Source organism: Luteolibacter sp., from assembly GCF_039920825.1.
Lineage (GTDB): Bacteria > Verrucomicrobiota > Verrucomicrobiia > Verrucomicrobiales > Akkermansiaceae > Luteolibacter.
Genome location: NZ_JBDSCX010000041.1, coordinates 280,937 through 303,833, shown reverse-complemented (window position 1 = coordinate 303,833; position 22,897 = coordinate 280,937). Strand labels below are relative to the sequence as shown.

The following is a 22,897-nucleotide window of genomic DNA, read 5'->3' as shown; positions in this document are numbered from 1 at the left end:
TTCAAGCTTCAGCTTGTCTTCCGCGGGTGGTGTCGCGTCTGAGAACCTCATCGGCGCAACGGTCGGCCTCGCGCAAGATGGAAGGAGGGGCCTTGAGCCGCCCGGTTTTTTCCCAATCCGAAAACGGGGTGATGAAACCGTCGTTCACGAGGTTCTCCAGACCGCGCAGGACTCGGGACGACTCCGCAAGCCGTGGCACGGGAAGCAGGCCGGTCCGCGCACCCGAGCTGAGCGCCTCGTAAATCATGGAGACAGAATCCTCCGAGACCCAAACTTCCTCCGCAGTAGCGAGTTTCCCGGGAAGCCATTCGGGCGTCGTTTGCTGATGGGGAAAAACCTCGATGGCGGGCAGTTTTCTGCGGATTTCGTCGGTGAATCCGTCGGGTGTCCGGCGCGAATCGGTGAGTTGCCAGGAGCCATCCTTGGAAATTTCAGCAAGGGTCGCCAGCAAGCTTTCGCCATCCCAACCGTGGCTCGACGATGGACCGCCGATAAGGATCATTTTTCCATTACGGCCGGAAATCGGGGGAGGGGACACGCGGTTGAGCGCTCCCTGGGTGATGATGACGTTTTCCCGCCCGCAGCCGTTGGCGAAATCATGAGCTGGTACGATGCAGAGATCGAACCAACCCATTGGCAAACTCGGTCGCATCAGGACGATGCTTTTGGCTCGATGCTTGCGGGCCAGCCTAAGCAGGGCGAAATGGGTGGCATGTCCCGCGCCGATGATGAGGTCGGGTTTCGGTAGGCGCTCACTGACCTTGAGCGCCGCCCTGACGCGGGTGACGATGCCGCGTTTTCCCGCGAGGGAAATCCGGTGGACCTCGCACGGGACCCGCCGCGCGAGTGCGTCCGCGAGTCCAAGTGATTGGTTTTCATGGCCCGGCTTGCCATCGCCCAGCAGCCAGAGGGTGAGAGGTTTCGTCACGACCCGGTCAGAATGCCACGGGCGGATGATCCATTGCAACCCTGCGTACCCGACGGTATCTTGCCGGATGAAACTCCTTTTGTTTTCCATCCTGCTCGGGGTTGGAGCGGTCGCGCAAACGCCCGCGACCGAACCGGTCGTCAAGGCCAGCTACGGAAGGCCGGCCTTGATCGCGACGCAATCGTTGCGGGAATTCGAGTCGTTGCCCGAGGACCGGAAAAAGTTGATCAGCGAGGCGATTGCCGTCGCGAGGGACTCGGCGTGGCTGCCCTACCGATTCGGTGCCTCGGATCCCAAGGACGGCGGGTTCGATTGTTCCGGCGCGATGTATTTCGTCATGACCGAAGCGGGCCTCGATCCGCCGAGAACGTCTGCGGATCAGTATCTCTGGCTCAAGGAAAAGGGTCGCCTGACTGAAGTTTCGTTAGGCACGAGCGCGCTCGATGAAGCGAGTTTGAAAAATCTCCAGCCCGGCGATTTGTTATTCTGGGGCGGCACCTACACTCCGGGCGATGAGCGGAAGGTGAACATCACCCACGTCGCCCTGTTTCTCGGCCATGAGAAAAAGGACGGCAACGCGGTGATGATCAACGCCACCGACGGCCGATCCTACCGCGGCATCAAGGCGAACGGTTACGGTGTTTATGATTTCCGACTGCCACGCGAGGGAGGCAAGGCGGTGTTCATGGGTTATGGAACGCCACCGGGGATCGGAGAATGACCGAGGTTCGTCACTTCCGCAAAACGACCTTATCTCCCGTAATCGTCAGGGGAACCCGGGTCTGATGGGCAACTCCGTTCAGGGAAATTTCCAGAGGCACGTAAGGATCGCCTTCCCTAACCAAAGATTCCCGGATCGCGTTCTTCCACTCGGATCCGGTCAACCTGAGCTCGATTTCCAGAGCGTCACCGCGAACCAACCCGAGGCTGTCCGCATTGACCACCCGGAAAGCTCCTCCGCCGGATTCACCGGCTCCTTTTTGATCGAGCTGCACATTGGCGGAGGTCCTGCCGATCGTCACGCCGAGCTTGGTGGTCCAAACGGATAGATTTTCGTAAGCCGTGACGAGGCAGCGGACTTTGAGTTGAAATGATGCGGGATCGAGGTCGCCGTCGGCAGCAAGCCAGCGCACGCTTTGGGTGTTGGTGCTCAATCCGAAAAACGCATCCTCCGCCGGAACAGGTCCGTCAGCGGGAAATACCTGATAGGTTCCATACATCCCCGCCATCATGTGCTCCCCTACATGACAATGGATCATCCACTCGCCGGGATTGTCGGCCAGCATGTCGGCACATTTCATGTTTCCCGGCATTAGATTGAGGACATCCATCATGCGGCCGGTGTCGTCCGTGAGACGCGCGCCGTGCCAATGGGCGGTATGGACGTCCGCTTCATTGCCAAGTGCGAACACATACCAGCGCACCCGCTCGCCCGCCCGCATTTCAAGGCCGCGCAAGTTGCCGAAGATCCGGCCGTTGATCGCGTGACGCATGTTCAGCTCCCGTTTTTCCTTCAATTTTTCCCACGGCAATGGCGTGAGCCCCTCGGATTTTTCTTCGGAGGAGCCACCCGCCGCATACTCCGCACTTTCATCGACGCCGCTCTCGTCATAATTTTGAAAAAGCAGCGCCATCTCCCGATCCACGTCCTTTGGCGTTCCGTCCGGGCGACTGCGTGCGGGGTCGGTGACGATGATGAACCCGGAAAGCCCCGCGTTGATTTCCGAATCTCCGATCACGTGGCTGTGATAGAGCCATGGCTTGGAACTCGGTTCATCCGGCCGGGGTCCGCTCGCCTCATCGAGATGCCATACGTAGGTAAATTTCGCTCCAGGACCGATCGACGCCCCCATGCCACGTCCCGGAAAGTAGCTGGAGCCCTCGCTGTCCTTGTCATAGCGGACGCCATGCGGGTGCATGGAGACGGGTGTTGGCAGGCGGTTGAGAAGTGTCACCACGATGAAATCACCGGTCTGCCCCCTCATCACCGGGCCGAGGATTCCCAAGCGGCCGGGGGGGAAGACCTTTTTTTGAAACCCTTCGTCCGCATATTGCTGATAGCGAAATTTCGCGGCTTTGACGCCTGTTGCCATTTGGGGAGGCAGCGGAGTTTTCATCACCGGATCCTCGCCCGCAGGCAGGTAATCCCAAAGGACCGGTTCGGCGGCGATGTAGTAACGGCGGACTTTGGCGGGATCCGGGATCTGGCCGAAATACTTGCCTCCGGGATCCGGATCGCCCTCGTTCACCGTCGGCTTCATCGCCGGATTGTTCTGGCACCACGGACAACCAGGAGCGATGCCCAGCGAGAGAATCCACAATGAGATGATCAGGTAACGGCCGAACATTCGCCAATTCTAATGACCGATCCCGAGGGAAGGAATCAGGAAGTCCGGAATTATCGCATCACATGCCGCAACAGCAGCGACTGGATGTCCGAATAAAAGCCGGAGCGGATGAATGCCGCGCGCTGGACCGGTGTCATGACCATCGGATCCACCTCGTCTTCGGGGCCGAAATGATGGATTTCCTCCAAAGCCAGACGCGCTTGATTCAGCGAGCTGTACCATGGGAACGCATCGTCGGGAGAAATCCAGATCGGTCCCGGGCCGTTTTCGGCATTGAAGATGGCGGATTCTATCAAGGCACCGATTTCAGCGAGCTCGTCCTGGAAACCCTCGCGCAAATCCGGGACGACCAGTTCGTCCCAATCCTCCCCGCCGGCCGCTTCGCTCATGAGCCCTCCAAGGCGGCTTGCGAGGTCGATCTTGCAGCAATTCGCATCGGTGATGATCGAGCGGAGAAGCTCCCAATCGCTGGGATCTTCCGTATCGATGCGGAGGCCGCCTTCAAGTGTGGGCAGGACGGTCATTGCGCTTTTTCCATTGAGGATTTCAATTGGTGGGCCTGCAGTTGCTGGACGTAGAACTCGGCTTTTTCCCGCTCGCCCGACCAGACGACCGAGCGGCCCTGGCGATGGACCTGCATCGTCATGACCAGCGATTTTTTCTCGTCGTAACCGAAGATTTTCATCAGGACGAAGATCACATACCTCACGAGGTTCACCGGATCGTCATGCACGATCACGTTCCACGGAACATCGAGCGAGGTTGCCTCGCTGGTACGGGTCAGGGTTTCTGGATCAGCCATGACAGTTAGACTTCGGCGGTGGCCGGTTCGGGTGCGTCCACCCATTTTCCGTGCTCGCGGATGAGGTCGATGAGCCGCTCGACGGCCTCGGCTTCGGGGATGTTGAATTTGACCGCGGTTTTGCCGACGTAAAGGTTGATTTTGTTAGGAGCTCCGCCGACGTAGCCGAAATCGGCGTCCGCCATTTCGCCGGGGCCATTGACGATGCAGCCCATGACGGCGATTCTAACGCCCTTGAGATGGCCGGTGGCGGCGCGGATTTTCTGCGTCGTGTGCTGGAGGTTGAAAAGCGTGCGGCCGCAACTCGGGCAGGCGACGTAGTCGGTTTTGAAAATGCGCGTGCCGGCGGCCTGCAGGATGTTGTAGGCGAGCCGCAGCGATTGGCCCGGTGCGGTTTCGCCTCTAACGAGAATGGCGTCGCCGATGCCGTCGCACAGCAGCGAGCCGATGTTTTGCGCGGCGGGAAGCAGTGCCTGGATGAAATCCGTGTCGCCGACCGGCGGGTGAAGCGTGTCTTTGAGCAGAACCGGATGCCGCGGATCGACGCGGAACGCGAGCTGGCGGAACGCGTGGATGACTTCGAGATCGAGACCGTCCTTCACGGTGACGAGAACGGGCTCGGTTTGGCTATTGATGGCGGAGATCGCTGTCTCGTCGCGGGGGTCGATTTCCACGACACCGGATTTTTCAACGATGATCTCCGGCTTGAAATCGCCCATGCCAACGATCTTGTGGGCGATGGCGTTCCAGCGTTCCTGGGTCGTGAAAACACGCACGGTCTTCTCGCCGCCGAGCTCGTGGCCCATGATCGTTAGAGTGGAGCTGGCGCGTCGTTCGTAGCTGAAGGGGTCGTATGAAGAAATCAACGTGGTTGCTGCGTCTCGCAGCAACGTCCGCCTCTCTAAAAATTCCGGATAAACACCCCCCACCCACTTCCAACCGTTCAACCCCGCCAGCTTAGGATTATCGAGCACATATGCCACTTGGTTTCTCAAATCGTCACCATCCCTCACCAGATGATCGTAACTTTCCTTTTGCCAGATGGGTCCATTTTTTCCTGACAGCTTGTTGATTTCATGGGCGGTGAAACTTTTCCATGAATGTAAAATCTTATCAAGCTGCTCACCCGGCGACAACTTGAGCACTGCGTGAACATGGTTGGGCATGACACACCACGCGAGGAGATCGTAACGGCTGCCGTTGAAATGCGCCATGGCTTCAGCGACGAGTTTTGCGTAAATCTCGTTGTTAAACAAACAGGTTCCGTGGGCGCGATCCAGTTCGGGATCGATCTCAGTGGATTGGAGGTTAGAGAGTTGTTTGCGAGCGAAAGGGGATTGTGATTCGAATTGCTCCTGGAGGGCTTTGCGCTTGTTTTCGTAACGGTTGAGAATCTCCTGAGGCAGGGAATCGGCAAGCCGGAAGGTGACGGCATAGGTCGCTCCATCCTGAGTCCAGTGAGGGAGGAACGTGGCTTTGTTTTTTTTAACCTTGTCCCAAGCGAACCGCGTGGAGCTGGCGTCTTCGCTGATGGATCGTTGCTGCGAGACGCAGCAACCACCTTCAACGACGCTGCGCGCGTTGAAGGGTGCCGCCAACGCCTGCGCGACCGGGATTTCATAAACGGCATCTTCTGTTAGCGAGACGCGGATCGTATCTCCGATGCCATCCGCCAACAGCGAACCGATGCCGATGGCGCTCTTGATGCGGCCGTCCTCGCCGTCGCCGGCTTCGGTGACGCCAAGGTGGATCGGATAGTTCCAGTCCGGGCCTTCCGCATCGAGTCTTGCGACTAACAGGCGATAGGCCTCGATCATTACCTTCGGGTTGGATGCCTTCATCGAGAAGACGAAATTGTGATAGTCGTTCTCTCGCGCCAGTCGGGCGAATTCCAACGCGCTTTCACACATCCCGAGCGGTGTGTCGCCGTAACGGTTCATGATGCGGTCGGAAAGCGAGCCGTGGTTGGTGCCGATCCGCATCGCCCGGCCGAGATCCTTGCAAAGCAGCACCAGCGGCGTGAATTCCTCGCGGATGCGCTCCAGTTCCTCGGCGTATTGATCGTCGCTGTATTCGCGGATCTCGAACTTTTTCTTGTCCACGTAGTTTCCCGGATTCACCCGGACCTTTTCCACCCACTTCGCGGCTTCGAGCGCGGCGTCGGGCTTGAAATGGATGTCCGCCACCAGCGGCACGTTGCAACCGGCGGCGCGCACCTCGCGGGCGATGTTTTCCAGATTCGCTGCGTAAATCCTCGTCTGCGCCGTGATCCGCACGATTTCACAACCGGCCTCGGCCAGCCCGAGCACTTCCGCGACGCAGGCCGGAGTGTCGCGTGTGTCCGAAGTGATCATCGACTGCACGCGGATCGGGTGATGCGCGCCGACGCCGACATTTCCGACCATCACCTCGCGGGTGAGTCGTCGGGAATAATGCAGCAGATCGGGGCAGTAGCGCAGGGCGGGTGGATTCATTTCTACCGTGGATATAACCGAGAAACATCGGCCCGGCAACGGTTGCGTTTGTGACCGAGAATCTCGGTTTTCGAAGTTGTGTGCCACCTCCTGGGCCTGTCAAGATTGAGGCGATGGAAGTTGAGAAGCAGGAAGATCCCATGCTCCTTCAAGGTGCCCTCCGCTCTCGGAATCAGCGGCGGATTTTCTGGGTCTTGGTGTTGTGGATCGCCGCGTGGACGTCGCTGTGTGCTGAGCAAGCGTTCACGAACACCGATTTGGACCGGGTCTTGAAAATGTCCCTCATTATTGCGGCATTTGCCTCGCCGTTCATGTTGCTCATCCTCGTACCTCTGGGCCTGATTGGCAGGGCCATCGGAAATTGGAAACCCATCCGGCCCTATCGCTGGTGGGTTTCCTTGGTCCTTCCCTTGGTTTTCTGCGCGCGGCCCGTCGTGTCCGCCGTTCGCGAAAGGATGGATCCCGCGCTTGGCTTTAAGAGTTATTTCGACGCCGAACTTCCGAAAAGCGCGCGACATCTGACGGTCAACATCAACAACATCATCCTCTCCGACGTGAGTGCCTCTTATTCGTTCGAATGCTCTCGAGAGGAAACAGTGCGCCTCATCCAGACATTGGATTTAAAACGGAGTGGCGCGGGCACCGGGATGCCAGCGTATCTTCCTGAAAGTATTTATTCGCCTAGCTTCGGTCTCCATAAGAAAACCATGGATTTCAACAACCACAGCCCCGGACGATACACGGGTTTTATCGAACTCCGGACCGATGAAACCATGACCAGCGTCTACATCCGCAAGTGGAATACCTGATCGGAAATCCGATGGAATTTCCCCTCGCGCGACCGCCTCTCCCATGCGAAAAATTTTCCCATGGCCCGGAGAACACGCCTCGCAACTGTCTTCACCTCACTCATTCTGGCCGTCGCCGCCAGTGCCGGCGATTTTATCCGCGTGGATGAGGACGATTCCGCCGCCCGCTTGCAAACGGCGGTCACCCGTTATGAAAAGGACGGCGAAAGCGTCGAGCTCCTCGGTGCCGTCCACATCGCGGACAAGGCGTATTACGAGACGCTCACAACCCGCTTCCAAGGCTACGATTCCCTGCTTTTCGAAATGATCGGCGGAGAAAAATACACACCGCGGAAAGACGGAGAGGAAGGGCCGGCTAAAGACGAAGGAAAAAATCTATCCGGACTGCACAAGATCTATGACATGGTCGCCGGCTTTCTCAATCTGACCGGCCAGGCGGGTTCCATCGATTACACCACGAAAAATTTCGTCCACGCCGACCTGACAATCGCCGAGTTCACCGAGATGCAGTCCGAGCGCGGCGAATCGCTGATCGGCTTCGCGATGAAGGCCGGCAAACTCGACCCCGATGCCAAAAACCAACCGGATCCCGCCAAGCTCCTCAAAGCCCTGCTCTCGGGCAGTTCGAATGGGGTGAAACTCGAAATCGTTCACACGCTCGGCCACGGCGACGACCAGATCGCCGCATTCGCCGGGGAAAGCGTGATCATCAGCGATCGCAACAAACGCTGCCTCGAAGTCATGAACACCGAGTTCGCCGCCGGTCACAAAAATCTCGGCATTTTCTACGGGGCCGCCCATTTCCCCGATATGGAAAAACACCTGCTAGAACTTGGCTTCAAGCGCACCAAACAGGAGTGGCTCACCGCATGGAATATTCCGAAGGCCGCGCAAAAGCCCGCCAATGATCTGAAGGACGCGCCTTGATCGTTTGAAAGCGGAAGCTTTTCCTTACTTATCTAACATGATCGGAGGCCTCCAACCCGGTCGTCGAAGTATGCCCCATTACCCCCCCCGAAAAGGGGACACAAAATAGGTAGGCAGAATACGCGGAAGCCCTAATCTCTTTGCTTTAGGTTAGATCATTATTTCGTCTCCGAGGCCCAAAACCCATCCGCCTCCTTGACGTTTCCCGTTTCACACCGGGCGGCTCCCAGCCGTCCCTGGCTTGGCTTTTTGCGGACTCACGTCCTCTTCCGGGCACCCGGTTTCCTCACTCCCGACAAATCCACCACCATTCAAAACCCATGAAAAGCAATTCACGCAATGTCCTGCTGTCCGCACTCCTGTTTACCCAGGCACACGCCGCCACCATCTACTGGGACGGTGCCAACGGCTCATGGCTGAACTCCGCAGCTTGGTCCACGGACTCCGCCGCAACGACTCCGGATCCCGTAGCAGCTCCCGTAGTAACGGATGATGCCATTTTCAACATCACCACTGCGAACGCGGCCACGACCGTCACCTTCAACGCCAACCATGCGGCGAATTCGCTAACGTTCAACAACACGGGAACCACCACCCTCGCGGCGGACGGCACCAACCGCGCACTTGGTGTGGGAGCCGGCGGCATGACCATGGCGTCAGGCGCGGGCACCGCGACCATCGGCTCCGCCACCGCCAACCAGAACATTCCGGTCACCTTCACCGGAACACAGACGTGGGTGAATAACTCGTCTAACAAAATCGTCCTCGCCAACAACTTCACCGCCTCGGGAGGCATCACCAAACAAGGCACCGGCGACGTTTGGATGTCCGACCAAGCGAACAACACCGCCGTCGCGGGACTGTTGGATATCCAGGCGGGAAAAATCCAGGTCTCCGGCGACTTCACCTTGAATGGCGGGCTCACCGGCGCGGGAAGCTTGGAAAACGGCGGCCCGAATTCCAAATGGGTGTTTATCCAATCCGCAGGTGATTTCAACTTCGGCGGCACGATCACCGGCTCGGCCACGGCCCGCCTCGGCTTGGTGAAACGCAACAACACCGGCACCCTCACACTATCAGGCAATAACGTAATCGGAGATCGCCTCTCCGTGGAACGCGGCGTGATCAAGATCACGGGGACCACCGTGGCCGGCGTCTCCGGAACAGCAAACAATGCCGTAGCCGTGGGCAATGGCGGCAGCGTGAACAGCACCATGCTGATCGAAGGCGGCACGCTCACCTGTTACAAGAACAGTTCCCCCACCATCGCGATCAGCTCGACCGCAAACTCGGCCGGCCTGCTGAAAATGACCTCCGGCACCATCACCACCGCGAGCGAGTTTCATATCGGCCGGGGCAACGCCGTCTATGGGGCCTACACCCAGACGGGAGGCTCGTTGACGGTCGGAAGCTGGCTGGCTGTCGGCCTCGCCGGAGACAGCGGCATCCTCAATCAATCGGGCGGCTCGATCACCGTTGCCGCCAACCGCATGACCATCGGTGCCGGTGGCGCGGCCTCGTTTGGTATTGTGAACCTATCCGGTGGCACTTTCACCGACAACACAGGCATTTTCGTCGGTGAAAACGGCACGGGAACCCTGAACATCTCCGGCTCGCATTCGATGACCCTCGGGACAGGGGGAACCGCGCAGTTCGCTGGAAACGCGACATCCCTTGCCGGGACCATCAATCTTCTGGGGGGCACACTTTCGGCCAACTCCGTCACCAAGGGGACGAGCAGCGCCACCGGCGTCTATCGTTTCCATTTCAACGGCGGCACACTCAAGGCGAATGCCAATAACACTGCATTTTTCAACGATTTGGCCCTCACCGATGCCTACGTCTATTCGGGGGGCGGCACGGTTGACAACAACAGCTTCAACATCACGCTCACCGAAGCCCTGAAAGCACCCAGCGGCAATGGCGTTTCCGCGACCGGCCTAGTTGTGGGCGGCGGCGGCTATCTTGAAACCCCACGGGTCAACATCACCGGCGGCAGCGGGACGGGAGCCTCTGCGGTCGCCAACATCGATGCCAGTGGAAACCTGACGAGCATCACGATGACCAGCGCGGGCATCGGCTACCTCACCGCGCCGACCTTCACGCTGGTGGGCGGTGGCTTCGGCAACACGGGAACCCTCACCGGAGCGGCCACCTTGGTCGCCAACACTTCCGGCGCGATGACCTTCTCCGGCAGCGGCACCACCACGATCAAGACCGCGTTCACCTATGCGGGCGGCACCACATTGACCGGCGGCAAGCTGGATTTGAACGCCACCTTCGCCGCCAGCGCGGGGCCGATGACCCTTGCCAACGGAACCTCGCTTTCGGTCACACCCCCGGTCAAGGGAAACACCATCAACTTCACCAACCTGACGTTCGGCTCCACGGCCGCCACCACCTACTTCGCCAATGTGGGTGATCTCGCGGGTGCCAATCCCGCCACGGCACCGGTCAACGTGACCGGGACGCTCGCGGTGAATGGTCCGGTCACAATCAATGTGACGGGCACCAAGTTCCAAGCGGCGAACCTGAAACTCCTGACCTATGCCTCGAAAACAGGTTCCGGCAGTTTCGTGCTGGGCACCTTGCCGGTAGGTGTCGTCGCCAACCTCGTGGATGACAATGCGGGTAACGTCTATCTGAACATCACCAGCGTGGCCCTTCCACGCTGGAACGGCACCGTGGACGGGGTGTGGGATATCGCCACCACCGCCAACTGGGTGGATCAGGTTCTTCTAACGGGTTCCACCTATCTCAATCCGAATCCAGTCCTGTTCAACGACCTCGCCACCGGCACGGGCAATGTGACCCTCGGAGTCACCGTGTTGCCGCAGGAAGTGCAGTTCAACAATGCCGCCAAGGCCTACACCCTGACCGGATTGGGCAAGATTTCAGGAGCCTCCACTCTTATCAAAAAGGGCACCGGAACCGCATCCATCACTGCCATGACCAACGACTACACCGGGGTCACCCGTCTTGAAGGCGGCACCCTCACGGTGGATGTCCTGACCGACGGCGGTGTGGCGGGCCCGCTGGGTGCGGCCACCAGCGCTCCTTCCAATCTTGTCCTCGCCGGTGGCGTACTTGCCTACACGGGTGCGAGCACAACGATCAATCGCGGATTCATGATCGATGGCACCAACAGCGGCCTGAACATCACCAACAACCTGACGGTCACCGGCGGCATCACCTCCGGCCTCCTGGGAGGGATGGTGAAAACGGGAGCGGGAACTCTTAGCATCACCAATGCCGGCACCAACACCATCGGCGCGGCGGCCAACGGGCTGTTCATCACCGCAGGAAAAGTAATTTTCGACGGCACGGCGGGCGCGCAGATCAACAACGTGGCCGCGGAAATGTGGGTATCTAACACGCCCGATGTTTCCGCCGACCTCACCGTCACCAACTCGACGCTCAATTTGGTGAGTTGGCTGGCATTGGCCCGTGGCAACGGCAACACCGGGATCTGCAATCTGAACCTCACCAACTCCACGGTGAATGTAGGAAACTTCAGTTGCGGCTTTAACAACGCCCTCGCTAACAACAGCAGCCAGACCTTCATCACCCAGACCAATTCGACGTTCACCAACACCGGCACGACCCACGTTGCCGAAAGCACAAGCTCGCAGGGAACATGGATCCTGCAGAGCGGATCCGTTTATAACGCCGGCAACACCTTCAACATCGGCGGCGCGGGAACCGCCGTCGGCACGGTGACCGTCAAGGATACCAGCTCCATCGTCAAGGGAGCCGCAGGCACCATGGTGATTGGCAACGCGGGCAACGGAATTCTGAACTTGGAAAACAGCTCCTCGCTAACAGTAGGCGCGATCGACACCTATATCGGCAACGCCGGTCTCACCACCACCGGCAACCTCAATGTGAAAGACACCGCCACCGCGAACTTCGGTGGCACGGTCTTCGTCGGGAAAAGCGATGCGGCCGGCACCGGCACTTCCTACGGCGCGCTGACCCAAACAGGCGGTACCGTCAACGCCGCCACCTGGCTGGTGGTCGGACGTTATGTGGGAGCCCAAGGTGTCTATAACCTCAGCGCGGGAACCGTGAATCAGACGGCAGTCGCCAATACCGCATCGACCATGACCATCGCAGAAGGCGGCGTGGGAGTTCTGAACATCTCGGGTAGCGGGACGATCAACGTATCGGGCCCGCTCCTTTCCATCGCCAAACTTTCCACGGCCGTGGGCACGGTCAACCTCAACGGTGGCACCCTCAATGCCAAACGCGTCGTCGAGGAAGCGGGAGGCGGTTCCAGCACCCTGAACATGAACGGCGGCGTTTTGAAAGCCACCGCGGACAGCGCGGCCTTCATCGCCGTGGATACGGCCAACGTGCAAGCGGGTGGAGCCGTCATCGACAGCAATGGTTTCACCCTCGCCACCGCGCAGCCGCTTGCCGGTGCAGGCGGCCTGACCAAGCAAGGCGCGGGTTCGCTCACACTGACCGGCTCGCTGGATTATGTCGGAACGACAACGGTCAATGGTGGCACCTTGGCCCTCGGCCCCTTCATCAGTTTGCCAACGGGCAACAACCTAACGGTAAACGCGGGGACCTTCGATCTCCGTAACGGAAACGGTGACCGCGCGGCGGCGGTCAGCGCTCTGACGCTCAACGGTGCCACGCTGCTGGTCGGAGCGAACTCGATCAGCACGGATTCCATCTCCGCGGCGACTGTCTCGGCAACGGGAACGACCACCATCAAACTGTCCGGTGTTCTCGACCCCGGAACCTATGACATCATTACCTCCGGTGCCGCCTTGTCAGGAACCTTCTCACTGGATACCAGCGCCATTGTGGCAGGATTCACCACCTATGTCGGCAATGTGGTCGGCAACAAGTATGTGGTCACCGTGACGGGCAGCGCCACCCCCACCGAGGCCTACTGGAAAGGTGATGTGAGCAGCATCTGGAACGATGCCACCAACGCTCCGAACAACAGCAACTGGGCCACCACCTCGGGAGGGGCCACCGATACCAAACAGATCCCCGGCCTCGTCTCGGATGTGTATTTCCAAGCTGCGGGCGCAACCAATACCGATACCACCCTGGGTGTGAACTTCACGGTGAACAGCCTGACGTTTTCCAGCGGCACATCCACCTTGGGCGGTGCAAACACGCTGACCTTGCAGGGTTACAATCCGAACTTCAAATCACTCGAAGTACAGCCCGGAGCCACAGCCAACATCGCTCTCGCCAACATGGTGTATACCGGCGACGCGCTGATTGACACGGGGGCCGTGCTCAGCGTCTCCGGAGGCAGCCTTGGCAACACGACATCGGGAGCTGTGCAGGTGGACGGCACCCTGAACGTGAACAGCATCTTCGGGAAAGCCGAGTTGTCCGGAACCGGCACGGTGAGCCGCAGTGTTCCCGGCACCGGAGTTCTGACCATCGGCGGCGGTGGGGACTCCGTGTTCTCCGGCACCATCCAGAATGGCACCGGAACCGTGCGCCTTGGTAAAACAGGCATCAACAAGCTGTCTTTGACGGGCTCCAACACCTTCTCCGGCGGCATCAGCCTTTCCGGCGGCACCTTGGAACTCGGCAGTACGACAGCCGCCGGCACCGGAACCCTCACACTCTCGGGAGGAACACTGGACAACACCACGGGCTCGGCATTGAACGTGACCAATCCGGTTTCCCTTGGCGGCGCTTGGGCCTTCGCCGGCTCTAACGACATTACCCTGTCCGGAGCGAAAACCTCGTTCTCCCAACCAACGGTCACCGTGATGGCCGGAACACTTACCATCCCGGATTCCATCACCGGTTCATTCGGTCTGGTGAAAAACGGCCCGGGCACCCTGAACCTGGCCGGCACGGTGACCAGTGCCGCCACCAACGCCGCAGGGGTGATTTCCCTGGCCAGCGGGGTGACCAACTTCACCGGAACCCTCCAGTCCACAGGTGCTGAAATCTGGCTCCTCAATGGTGCGGGAAATAACGGCACGGTCAACATGACCACCGGCGCCATCAACGCCACCAACTGGCTTGCGATCGGCCGCGACAGCGCCAGCGGCGTCTTCAACATGTCCGGCGGCAGCGTGACGAAAACCACGGCCAACGGCAATATCACTACCTCCGGCGTCGGCGGGACGCAAACCACCGAGATCAATCAATCGGGCGGTTTGATCACCAATACCGACAGCCAGACATGGATCGCAGAGCATGGCATCGCCACCTACAACCTGTCCGGATCCGCCACCACCAACCTCGGCATCATCAACTTGGGCTCGCAGAACGTGGCCACGTCAAACGGCACGGTGAACCTCGATGGTGGCACTCTAACGGTGAAGCAGATCATCAAGGGTGGAGCCGCCGCCACGGGAACCTTCAACTTCAACGGAGGGACGCTCGTCGCCAACACCGGCGCCACGGCGGCCACCTTCCTGACGGGGCTCAGCGCATCCAATGTCAGAAACGGCGGTGCCCTCATCAATAGCAATGGCCAGGACATCACCATCGGCCAGGTGCTTCAGCATTCCGCGATCGGAGCCGATGCGGCGACGGATGGCGGACTCACGAAAACCGGCGCCGGCAAACTCATCCTTGCGGGAGTCAACACCTACACCGGAAACACCACCGTCACCACCGGCATGCTCTCCTTGAGCAACGCCTGTCTGAGCGACACCTCCACCGTGAACATCGCCGGTGGTGCCACGCTTGAACTGACACACGGAGCCACCGATAACGTGACCGGACTCGTCATCAACGGAGTCACCAAGGCTAACGGCATTTATGGAGCCATCAGTTCCGGTGCCCAGTTTGAAACCGCGGCGATCATCGGAAACGGCAAACTTCAGGTGGGTGCCAACGCCTACGAAACCTGGGCCGATCTCAAAGGACTCACCGGTGCGGACCGCCTCGACAGCGCGGACCCGGACAAAGACGGCCGCAACAACCTCGCCGAGTTCGCCTTCGATGGAAATCCGCTCAGCGGTGCCAGCGATGGAAAACTCGTCGGCAAGATCGGCACCGTCGGTGGCAACAACGTCCTCACCCTGACCGTGCCTGTCCGCACCGGTGCGGTGTTCTCCGACGATGGCACCACCCACGAGGAGGTCTCCGCCCTCATCGACGGAGTGATCTATCGCATCCAAGGTGCCGACGAACTCGCCACCTGGACCAACAACGTCACCGAAGTGACGGGAACGGATGCCACGACCATTCAAGCAGGCCTGCCCTCCCTGAGCACCGGCTGGACCTACCGCACCTTCCGCGTCCCGGGTTCCGTCTTCGGCAAGCCCACCGACTTCATCCGCGCCAAGGTCAACAATTGAGCTCGGGCGGCTAACAAGCCACATCATCAAGGCCGGGAGTCATGCTCCCGGCCTTTTTGCGCCCCGTTGAATTTACCGAGCGTTGACGGACAGCGGGCCTCGATGCGGGTAAAAAACGAGGGGTTATGAAAAACCAACGTCTCCTCATTCTGGCTTGCTTCACCGCATTTCCACTCCACGCCGCCGAGATCAAAAATCCCGCGGTCGATTACGCTGCTTTCGCCAAACTCACGCAGGAACTCGAACCGGTCCGCGAGGCGCATCGGGTGAGCGAGGAGGATTTTCTCAAAATGGCGGCCGAACCCGGCACCGTGGTTTTTGACGCCCGCTCCACTGACAAGTTCGAGCGGATCCATGTGAAAGGAGCGCTCCATCTGGCCTTCACCGACTTCACCGAAGACGCGTTGAAAAAGGTCATCCCGGACAAAACCACGCGCATCCTCATTTACTGCAATAACAACTTCGACAAGGATCCTGTCGGCTTCGCGCGCAAAACCGCGGAGGTCGCGCTCAACATCCAGACTTTCATCAACCTCCACGCCTACGGTTACAAAAACGTTTACGAACTCGGGCCGCTGCTGGATGTGAAGACCACCAAGATCCCGTTCGAAGGCACCCCGCCGAAATAAATGTTAGGAAAGAATTTCAAACGCCAGCATTGAGGCTGCATTGCGATTGTCCACGCCGGTTTTCTCAAAAATGTTCTGCAGGTGCTTCTTCACCGTACCTTCCGCCGCGCCGAGAATGGTGGCTATCTCCGGATTGCTCTTCCCTTGGGCCACCCAGAGCAAAACCTCCGCCTCCCGTGGAGTCAGGCCCAGTTTTCTTTCAAGCGGCGCGGCGGTGGTGAAGTCCGGGTTGAAACCGGTTGCGAGCCGATGCCTCTCGCGCTCCAACCGCGCCGAGACGGTGGCCAGCAGATCGCTCGCGGATACGGGTTTCACCAGATAATCGTCCGCGCCGAGATTCATTCCGGCACGGAGGTCGGTCTTCTCGCCTTTGGCAGTTAGAAAAACCAGCGGCGTGCCTGCGATCGTCGGATCCGCGCGCACTCCTTCCAGTACGCCGTAGCCGTCGAGTTCCGGCATCATCACGTCGCAGAGGATGAGATCCGGCTTCTCGTCGCGGGCGATTGCCAGACCTTCGAGGCCGTTTTCCGCGACGAGGACGGCGTAGTTTTCCATTTTCAAAATGGTCGCGACATTCCTACGCATGTCAGGCTGGTCTTCGATGATGAGGATGGTCTTCATGGATGTTAGATGAAGGCGGGGAGCGTGATGGTGACGATGGTTCCGGAACCGGGAGTGCTCACGAGATCAACGCTTCCACCGTGCAATTGGACACAGCGTTCGACGATCAGCAGCCCGAGCCCGGTGCCCGGACGCAGACCGACGTTCCTGCCGCGGGTGAACGAACGGAAGATCCGTTCCCGGTCCTCCACCGGGATTCCGATGCCCCGGTCGCGCACCGTGATAATCACGTTTCCGCCGTCCCGCGCGGCGATGAAGTCGACCGGGCTGCCGGGTTCCGAATACTTCACCGCGTTGGATAACAAGTTGGTCAGGATATGGCGCACGAGGCTTTCGTCGCACACCGCTCCGACCAGCGGGCCGTGAGCCTTGAAAACGATGGGGCAGGCGGATTGTGTCGCGGAAATCATTTCATCGGCCAGCGAGCGGGCGAGAGAATCCAGATCCACCGGTGCCGGCGTGAACCGCATCCGGCCCTCCTCGACGGTGCCGAGCAAAAGCACTTCTTCCATCAGTTTCGCCAGGTTCTTCGTCGAGCGCTGGATCATCTCGAGATGGCATGCGCGGTCCTCCGCGGACAGCCGGTCGAAATACCGCTCCAGAACGTCCGCTGCGGAAAGGATCACACCCAGCGGAGTGCGGAACTCGTGCGAGACCATCGAGATGAAGCTGCTTTTCAATTCACCCAGCTCCTTCTCGCGGGTGAGGGCCCGGGCCATTTCCAGCTCCGCGTGCTTCCGGTCCGTGATGTCGAGGCCGACCGTCAGCAGATGCGGCTCGCCATCAAGCTCGATGATCTCGCCGGATGTTAGAATGGTGCGCAGATTGCCGCTCTTGTCTCTCAGCTCGTGCTCGCGATCCCGCACCGAGCCGCGGGCTTTCACCTCGCTCACATACTCGTCGCGCTGTACCGGCCGGGCGTAGATGTTCAGATCCAGCGAGCTGTGACCGATGACCTCTTCCTCCGGATAGCCTGAAATTCGATAGAACGCGTCGTTCGCCGCGATGAACGTGCCGTCGCCGATGCGGGTCAGCGCGATCAGTGCCGGGCTCGCCTGGAACGCTTTTCCGAAGCGTTCCTCGGATTCCCGCAACTCCCGCGTGCGTTCGGCGACACGCTCTTCCAGCGACAGGTTCAGCGCCTTGAGTTCCGCGCCGCGGGCAGCGACCTTGGAGACCATCTCGTTGAAATCTCCGGCCAGCCGCCCCAGTTCGTCATCGCCGGACACCACGGCACGCGCATCCGTGTCCCCTGCGCTCATGCGCCCGGTGACGCGGGCGAACTCCGCCAGGGGCCTCGCGACCTGACGCCGGAGGATCCAGGCGAAAACACCTAACACCAATGCCAGTGACAACAATCCTGACCACAGCACCCACTTCGCCGAGGCAAACGCCTGCCGCTGCAGCAGCGTCCGCGGCATCACCGTGACAAAAAACCAATCCGGTCCCTCGAGCCGCGCCGCCACGAAATACGCCTTGGCCGCAACATCGTAGCCGGAGAAAAGCTTGTCCGGAGTTTTCGAAACGATCCCGTAGAGACGGACAAGCATCGGGTCACCGCTGGCAGCGGCCGTTAGAAGTCCCTTGCTGGAAATGATGCGCTCCTTTGCCTCAGGGTGGGCGATCAGCCGTCCGTCGCGACGGAAAATCATTTGCGAGACTCCCGGCAGCACGCCGTGCGTCGTTTCCTCGATCATCCCCCGCACGTTGATGCTGTGCGCCACGGAGCAGAGCATCTCACCGCCCACGTCGATCGGCAGCAACACCGCGACCTGCGGAGTCTTCGTGACCTCTTCCTCGACGACTCCGGTCCACGTGAATCCACGTGAGGGGTTGTTTTCCGGAAATGCCATCTTCACCCACTCCTGCCCATTCATGTCGTAATCCGCGGGCGTGTCCCAGACCCACGAGGGGATCGTTGGATCGAATCCTATGTTAGATGGCCCCGGGAAATTGAAATAAAGGCTCGGGAACGAATCTCCCCACGATGGAAGCAGCTCGTCGCAGATGTTCTGCGCATGGAGAATGCGCACCTGCAGGTCTTTTGTTAGATCCGCGTCGCGATGCATCCATAGCGTCGAGTATTTCCGCCCGTCGGCGAATTTACGGCGGCTGCGCCACGAACCATCGGGAAACAGCTCGAACCTGTCATCCCAGCGCTCGCGCCAGTCCGCGGGCGCGGGTTCGGCGATGCGTTTGAGGAACTGCCCGCGTACCGTGGCGAGGTTTGCCTCGACCTGGCGGAATCCGGTCTCTTCGCGGCGGGTCCTTTCCGCCACATAGGTTTTCAGGTTCTCCAGCTCACGTTCCTTGGTCGTGTCGAAAACGATTCCATATGCCACCGCCGACACCACGGCGACGACCGCTCCTGCGGCGACCGCGACTTGAGTCAGGATGCGGCGGGTGATCGTCACCGCGTCATCCTAATCACATCGTTCCCCGCCGGAATACCACTAAATGCGTAGGTAAACCCCGCAACCACTGCCTTTTCCCCTCCGGCAGTGGTATGGCCCGCAGCCTCAGGACGGTGCTAAACCGGAGTCGCTATGAAAACCAACCTCAACTCCCCGCTCGCCGCTCTCGCCATCTGCCTGATCGGCCTAACAAATATCACCCCCCAGGCATTCGCCGCCGATCCGCTCGCCACATGGCAAGTCAGGACCCCGGCCAAGTCGGTCAACTCACAATACCTCCAGGGCGTGACTTACGGCAATGGCCGCTTCGTTTCGGTCGGCTACCTGGGTACCGTGCTCTATTCTTCCGACGGTGCGAAATGGAAAGCCGCGCCGAAGGTCAGCAGCAAGGACCTCTACTCCGTCATCTATCGAAACGGCTTGTTCGTCGTCGCCGGACAGGACCGGACGGTGCTCACGTCCGTGGACGGCATCTCGTGGCTCGTCTATCCGGGCTCCATCGTCGGCACGCTGTATTGCGCCACCTATGGCGACGGCAAGTTCCTGCTGGGAGGAACCAGCCAGTTCGTCGAGTCGGAGGACGGATTGGCTTGGCCGGCCCGTCCCCAACCGGAGAACCAGGTTTTCGACGGACTGGCGGCCGGTAAGGGAACCTTTGTGGCCACCACCCATGATGGCGATTCCAACAAACCCTCGATCCTCACGTCGCCCGACGGCTTCATCTGGACACCACGGAATGCCGGCCTCGGGGATTATCTATTAGGCATCACCTACGGCAACGGCCGCTTTGTCGCCGTCGGTGATTCCGGAGCGGTGACCACCTCCGGCGATGGTGTCACCTGGACACCGCATCGCATCAAAGGCGGGGACACGCTCTTCGGGGTCTGTTACGGAAACAAGACCTTCGTCACCGTTGGCTGGGCCGGAGAAATCCAATCATCCAAAGATGGCAAAAAGTGGGCGAAACGCCCGGGCAAAACCCAGGAAGCGCTCTACTCCGTCTGCTATGGCAGGAACACGTTCGTCGCCGTCGGGCGCAACGGCACGATCGTACAGTCCGGCAAACTTTTGTCGAAGCAGGCAACCAAAGCCAATACCGTTAATTCCGGCCGCCATCCGGTCGAATGAGATCCCGCGTTTGGAAACATCCAACCATTCCCTACCGTGAAAACCGAATTCTGCGTTTGCCTTGTGGCGTCGCTCGTTCTCCTGTTAGCCATGCAGGCGGCGCGCGCCGTCGTAGCGGACGGAGCCGAGGCGGATCTCATCCTCGGCCGCCAGCCTGCGGACGCCTCGCATCTGTCGGGGCCATTCGTGGCGGTCGATCCCTCCACACAAAAGGTGTTTGTCGGCGACTCGCGGATGAACCGAATCCTGCGTTTCAGCTCAGGTGCCTCGCTGCAGAATGGCGCGGCGGCGGAGGCCGTGCTCGGTCAAACGAATTTCAACTGCGGCGATGCCGGCAATGGCCCCGATCACTTCAACATGCCCGCCGGGATGTGCTTGGACAACGCGGGCCGGCTGTGGGTGGCCGATGCTGGAAACAACCGCGTCCTTCGCTTCAACAACGCAGCCACCATCGGCAGCGGTGTGCCGGCGAACGGCGTGCTCGGCCAGGTGAATTTCGAAAACACGGACCCCGGCACGGCGGCGGGCACGTTCTATCATCCATTGAGCCTGGTCACGGATCTTTTGGGCAATCTCTATGTCGCGGACTCGTTCAACAACCGCGTCCTGCGATTCAACAACGCGGCGGCCCTGCCTGACGGACCATCGGCGTCGGCGGTGCTCGGCCAGTCGGGTTACTCCACTTCTTCGGGTGGTAAAGGTTCGGCAAAATTCCAGTTGCCGGGTTCGCTCGCGATTTCTCCGAACCCGGTTCTCCAAGGCTCGCCCTATCTGTGGGTTGCGGATATCGCTAACAACCGTGTGCTATTGTTCTCCGATGCCCCGCATCTCGCCAATGGTGCGGCGGCGCTCCGGGTGCTGGGCCAGCTTGGATTCAACCAAACGGATGCGAACATCACGCAAACCGGCACGCCCGTGCCGTACGGCCTCGCGGCGGATTCCTCGGGAAGGCTCTACGTCGGTAGCCAGGTGGGTCGGATTGTTAGGTTCGACAACGCGGTGGCCAAAGCCAGCGGTGCTCCGGCCGATGGAGTCCTCGGCCAGCCCTCCTTCAATACCATCGGGATGGGATCGGGACCCGGCGCGTTCAGTATTTCCACTTCGCTGGCGATCGGCACCGGCGGACGGCTGTGGATTTCCGACTATCAGAACGACAGGGTTCTACGCCACGAAGCCGCGCAGACCAAGGTCAATGGCGCGGATGCGGACGGCGTGATCGGTGACGCCTCGACCACCATGGATCTAACACGAAATTTCCGCCCCGGTGCGATGGCGATCGATCCGGGAACGGGGAAGCTGTTCGTCACCGACACGCCGCGGCATCGCGTGCTTCGCTTCGCCAACGTCCGCTCGCTGGCCTCCGGTGCGGCGGCGGAGGCGGTCTTCGGCCAGTTGGATTTCAACGGCGCTTCGCCCGCCACGGCGGCGGGGCGCATGTGGTCGCCGTCCGCGATCACCGTGGATCATTTCGGAATTCTCTGGGTGGCGGATACGGAAAACAACCGGGTGCTGCGTTTCAACAACATCTCGCAGCGCGCGAGCGGCGTCGCCGCGGATGCCGTGTTCGGCCAGTCGGGTTTCAATTCGAATTCAATCGCCGCTCTATCAGCCAGAACCATCGTTGGCCCCATTTCCATCCTCGCCGGTGCGGGCGGCGAGCTGTGGGTGGAAACGAACGGGCGGCTGCTGCGCTTCGACAACGCCCGCAACAAGGGCGGGAACCCGCCCGCCGACGTGGTGCTGGGACAGCCGGCCTTCGACGCTTACGAGTTTGGCATGACCGACGCGCGGCACTTCTCCGCCGCCAGCATCGCTCTCGATGGAGCGGGCCGGCTGTGGGTGATGGACAATTCCCACAGCCGCATCCTGCGCTTCGATGGCGCGGCGGCGAAGCCCACCTACGCTCCTGCCGACGGAGTGCTCGGTCAAAGCGGCATGACCTCCGTCGTCGATGGCGGCCTCGGCCCGGATGGTGTGGAATATGGGTTTGTCTGCGCCGAACCCGGAGGACGGCTGTGGTTTGTCGATGGAAATCACAACCGCGCGCTGAGATGGGAACACGCCGCCTCCCGTCTGGACGGAGCCGATGCGGACGGTGTGCTGGGTCAGCCGGATTTCGGATTCGAGCAAGGTGGAACAGGGCCCGGTCAATTCAACGGCGCGCGCCAGATGGTCCGCGACAATGATGGCTGCCTGTGGATCGCCGATGGAGAAAACGGCCGCATCCTGCGGTTTTCTCCCACGGTTCCGAGTCTCGACCTGAAGGTGGAAAATCCAACGGCTCTCTCGTTCACCTGCGGAAATCTGGTCAAGGGCGTGACCTATCAGTGGCAGTCCTCTCCCGATCTGACGACGTGGCAGGACGCCGGATCATTCTCACCGGACGCGAACGGTCCGGCGGTTTTCACGCTGCCGAAGCCTGCCGCCGCCCGCTGGTTTTATCGGCTCGCCGAGCGGTGAAAATTTACCGGATCTTTACGGACACGGGGCAGGTTCGGGGGTTCAATGGTCCCGCT

Annotated in this window: 14 protein-coding genes; 7 read left to right on the top strand and 7 right to left on the bottom strand. The window is 60.2% G+C overall.

Translation table 11 applies throughout. From position 1 onward, the window contains the following. Position 1 precedes the first annotated feature (1 nt). On the bottom strand, positions 2–928 hold the full coding sequence (locus ABIQ96_RS12345) for a mitochondrial fission ELM1 family protein (RefSeq protein WP_348214900.1): 927 nt from the start codon (positions 926–928) through the stop codon (positions 2–4). A gap of 67 nt (positions 929–995) precedes the next feature. Here ABIQ96_RS12345 and ABIQ96_RS12340 point away from each other — a divergent pair, with 67 nt between their 5' ends. Continuing rightward, complete coding sequence (locus tag ABIQ96_RS12340; RefSeq protein WP_348214899.1) at positions 996–1,649, top strand: NlpC/P60 family protein; 654 nt, start codon at positions 996–998, stop codon at positions 1,647–1,649. 10 nt (positions 1,650–1,659) lie between these two features. On the opposite strand, the gene ABIQ96_RS12335 is transcribed toward ABIQ96_RS12340, so the two are convergent. The 4 genes from ABIQ96_RS12335 to ispG are packed head-to-tail and all read right to left on the bottom strand — an operon-like array spanning position 1,660 to position 6,552. Next, positions 1,660–3,276: a multicopper oxidase domain-containing protein gene (locus ABIQ96_RS12335; protein WP_348214898.1), complete on the bottom strand. Its 1,617-nt coding sequence runs from the start codon at positions 3,274–3,276 to the stop codon at positions 1,660–1,662. A 50-nt stretch (positions 3,277–3,326) separates the two neighbouring features. Further along, a complete protein-coding gene (locus ABIQ96_RS12330; RefSeq protein WP_348214897.1) occupies positions 3,327–3,800 on the bottom strand; it encodes a hypothetical protein in 474 nt (157 codons plus the stop codon). Beyond that, on the bottom strand, positions 3,797–4,078 hold the full coding sequence (locus tag ABIQ96_RS12325; protein ID WP_348214896.1) for an ATP-dependent Clp protease adaptor ClpS: 282 nt from the start codon (positions 4,076–4,078) through the stop codon (positions 3,797–3,799). Before ABIQ96_RS12325 ends, ABIQ96_RS12330 begins: the two co-directional genes overlap by 4 nt. Positions 4,079–4,083: 5 nt before the next feature. Next, positions 4,084–6,552, bottom strand: coding sequence for a (E)-4-hydroxy-3-methylbut-2-enyl-diphosphate synthase (gene ispG, locus ABIQ96_RS12320; protein ID WP_348214895.1), 2,469 nt, complete (start codon positions 6,550–6,552; stop codon positions 4,084–4,086). Positions 6,553–6,692: 140 nt separating this feature from the next. On the opposite strand from ispG, the gene ABIQ96_RS12315 reads away from it, so the two are divergent. From ABIQ96_RS12315 to ABIQ96_RS12300, 4 genes are all read left to right on the top strand, one after another. Further along, the gene (locus ABIQ96_RS12315) at positions 6,693–7,361 is read left to right on the top strand and encodes a hypothetical protein (RefSeq protein WP_348214894.1); all 669 of its coding nucleotides are present in this window, start codon (positions 6,693–6,695) and stop codon (positions 7,359–7,361) included. Positions 7,362–7,421: 60 nt separating this feature from the next. Continuing rightward, positions 7,422–8,288, top strand: coding sequence for a hypothetical protein (locus ABIQ96_RS12310; protein ID WP_348214893.1), 867 nt, complete (start codon positions 7,422–7,424; stop codon positions 8,286–8,288). Positions 8,289–8,608: 320 nt separating this feature from the next. Continuing rightward, positions 8,609–15,589 (top strand): autotransporter-associated beta strand repeat-containing protein, encoded by a 6,981-nt coding sequence (locus tag ABIQ96_RS12305; protein ID WP_348214892.1) that lies wholly within the window; start codon positions 8,609–8,611, stop codon positions 15,587–15,589. Between the two features lie 125 nt (positions 15,590–15,714). Beyond that, positions 15,715–16,218, top strand: coding sequence for a rhodanese-like domain-containing protein (locus ABIQ96_RS12300; protein WP_348214891.1), 504 nt, complete (start codon positions 15,715–15,717; stop codon positions 16,216–16,218). A 3-nt stretch (positions 16,219–16,221) separates the two neighbouring features. On the opposite strand, the gene ABIQ96_RS12295 is transcribed toward ABIQ96_RS12300, so the two are convergent. Then, entirely contained in the window at positions 16,222–16,839 is a 618-nt protein-coding gene (locus ABIQ96_RS12295; RefSeq protein ID WP_348214890.1) for a response regulator transcription factor, read from the bottom strand. Between the two features lie 5 nt (positions 16,840–16,844). Further along, positions 16,845–19,253, bottom strand: coding sequence for an ATP-binding protein (locus tag ABIQ96_RS12290; RefSeq protein ID WP_348214889.1), 2,409 nt, complete (start codon positions 19,251–19,253; stop codon positions 16,845–16,847). Positions 19,254–19,385: 132 nt separating this feature from the next. On the opposite strand from ABIQ96_RS12290, the gene ABIQ96_RS12285 reads away from it, so the two are divergent. Both ABIQ96_RS12285 and ABIQ96_RS12280 read left to right on the top strand, forming a co-directional pair. Beyond that, a complete protein-coding gene (locus ABIQ96_RS12285; protein WP_348214888.1) occupies positions 19,386–20,381 on the top strand; it encodes a cell wall-binding protein in 996 nt (331 codons plus the stop codon). A gap of 36 nt (positions 20,382–20,417) precedes the next feature. Then, the gene (locus ABIQ96_RS12280) at positions 20,418–22,841 is read left to right on the top strand and encodes an NHL repeat-containing protein (protein ID WP_348214887.1); all 2,424 of its coding nucleotides are present in this window, start codon (positions 20,418–20,420) and stop codon (positions 22,839–22,841) included. The last annotated feature ends 56 nt before the right edge of the window (positions 22,842–22,897 follow it).

What these genes read in the sequence shown, in the direction of transcription:
- ABIQ96_RS12340 (WP_348214899.1), top strand. Translation starts at nt 996, where the DNA reads ATGAAACTCCTTTTGTTTTCCATCCTGCTCGGGGTTGGAGCGGTCGCG.
- ABIQ96_RS12335 (WP_348214898.1), bottom strand. Translation starts at nt 3,276, where the DNA reads ATGTTCGGCCGTTACCTGATCATCTCATTGTGGATTCTCTCGCTGGGC.
- ABIQ96_RS12330 (WP_348214897.1), bottom strand. Translation starts at nt 3,800, where the DNA reads ATGACCGTCCTGCCCACACTTGAAGGCGGCCTCCGCATCGATACGGAA.
- ABIQ96_RS12325 (WP_348214896.1), bottom strand. Translation starts at nt 4,078, where the DNA reads ATGGCTGATCCAGAAACCCTGACCCGTACCAGCGAGGCAACCTCGCTC.
- ispG (WP_348214895.1), bottom strand. Translation starts at nt 6,552, where the DNA reads ATGAATCCACCCGCCCTGCGCTACTGCCCCGATCTGCTGCATTATTCC.
- ABIQ96_RS12315 (WP_348214894.1), top strand. Translation starts at nt 6,693, where the DNA reads ATGCTCCTTCAAGGTGCCCTCCGCTCTCGGAATCAGCGGCGGATTTTC.
- ABIQ96_RS12310 (WP_348214893.1), top strand. Translation starts at nt 7,422, where the DNA reads ATGGCCCGGAGAACACGCCTCGCAACTGTCTTCACCTCACTCATTCTG.
- ABIQ96_RS12305 (WP_348214892.1), top strand. Translation starts at nt 8,609, where the DNA reads ATGAAAAGCAATTCACGCAATGTCCTGCTGTCCGCACTCCTGTTTACC.
- ABIQ96_RS12300 (WP_348214891.1), top strand. Translation starts at nt 15,715, where the DNA reads ATGAAAAACCAACGTCTCCTCATTCTGGCTTGCTTCACCGCATTTCCA.
- ABIQ96_RS12295 (WP_348214890.1), bottom strand. Translation starts at nt 16,839, where the DNA reads ATGAAGACCATCCTCATCATCGAAGACCAGCCTGACATGCGTAGGAAT.
- ABIQ96_RS12285 (WP_348214888.1), top strand. Translation starts at nt 19,386, where the DNA reads ATGAAAACCAACCTCAACTCCCCGCTCGCCGCTCTCGCCATCTGCCTG.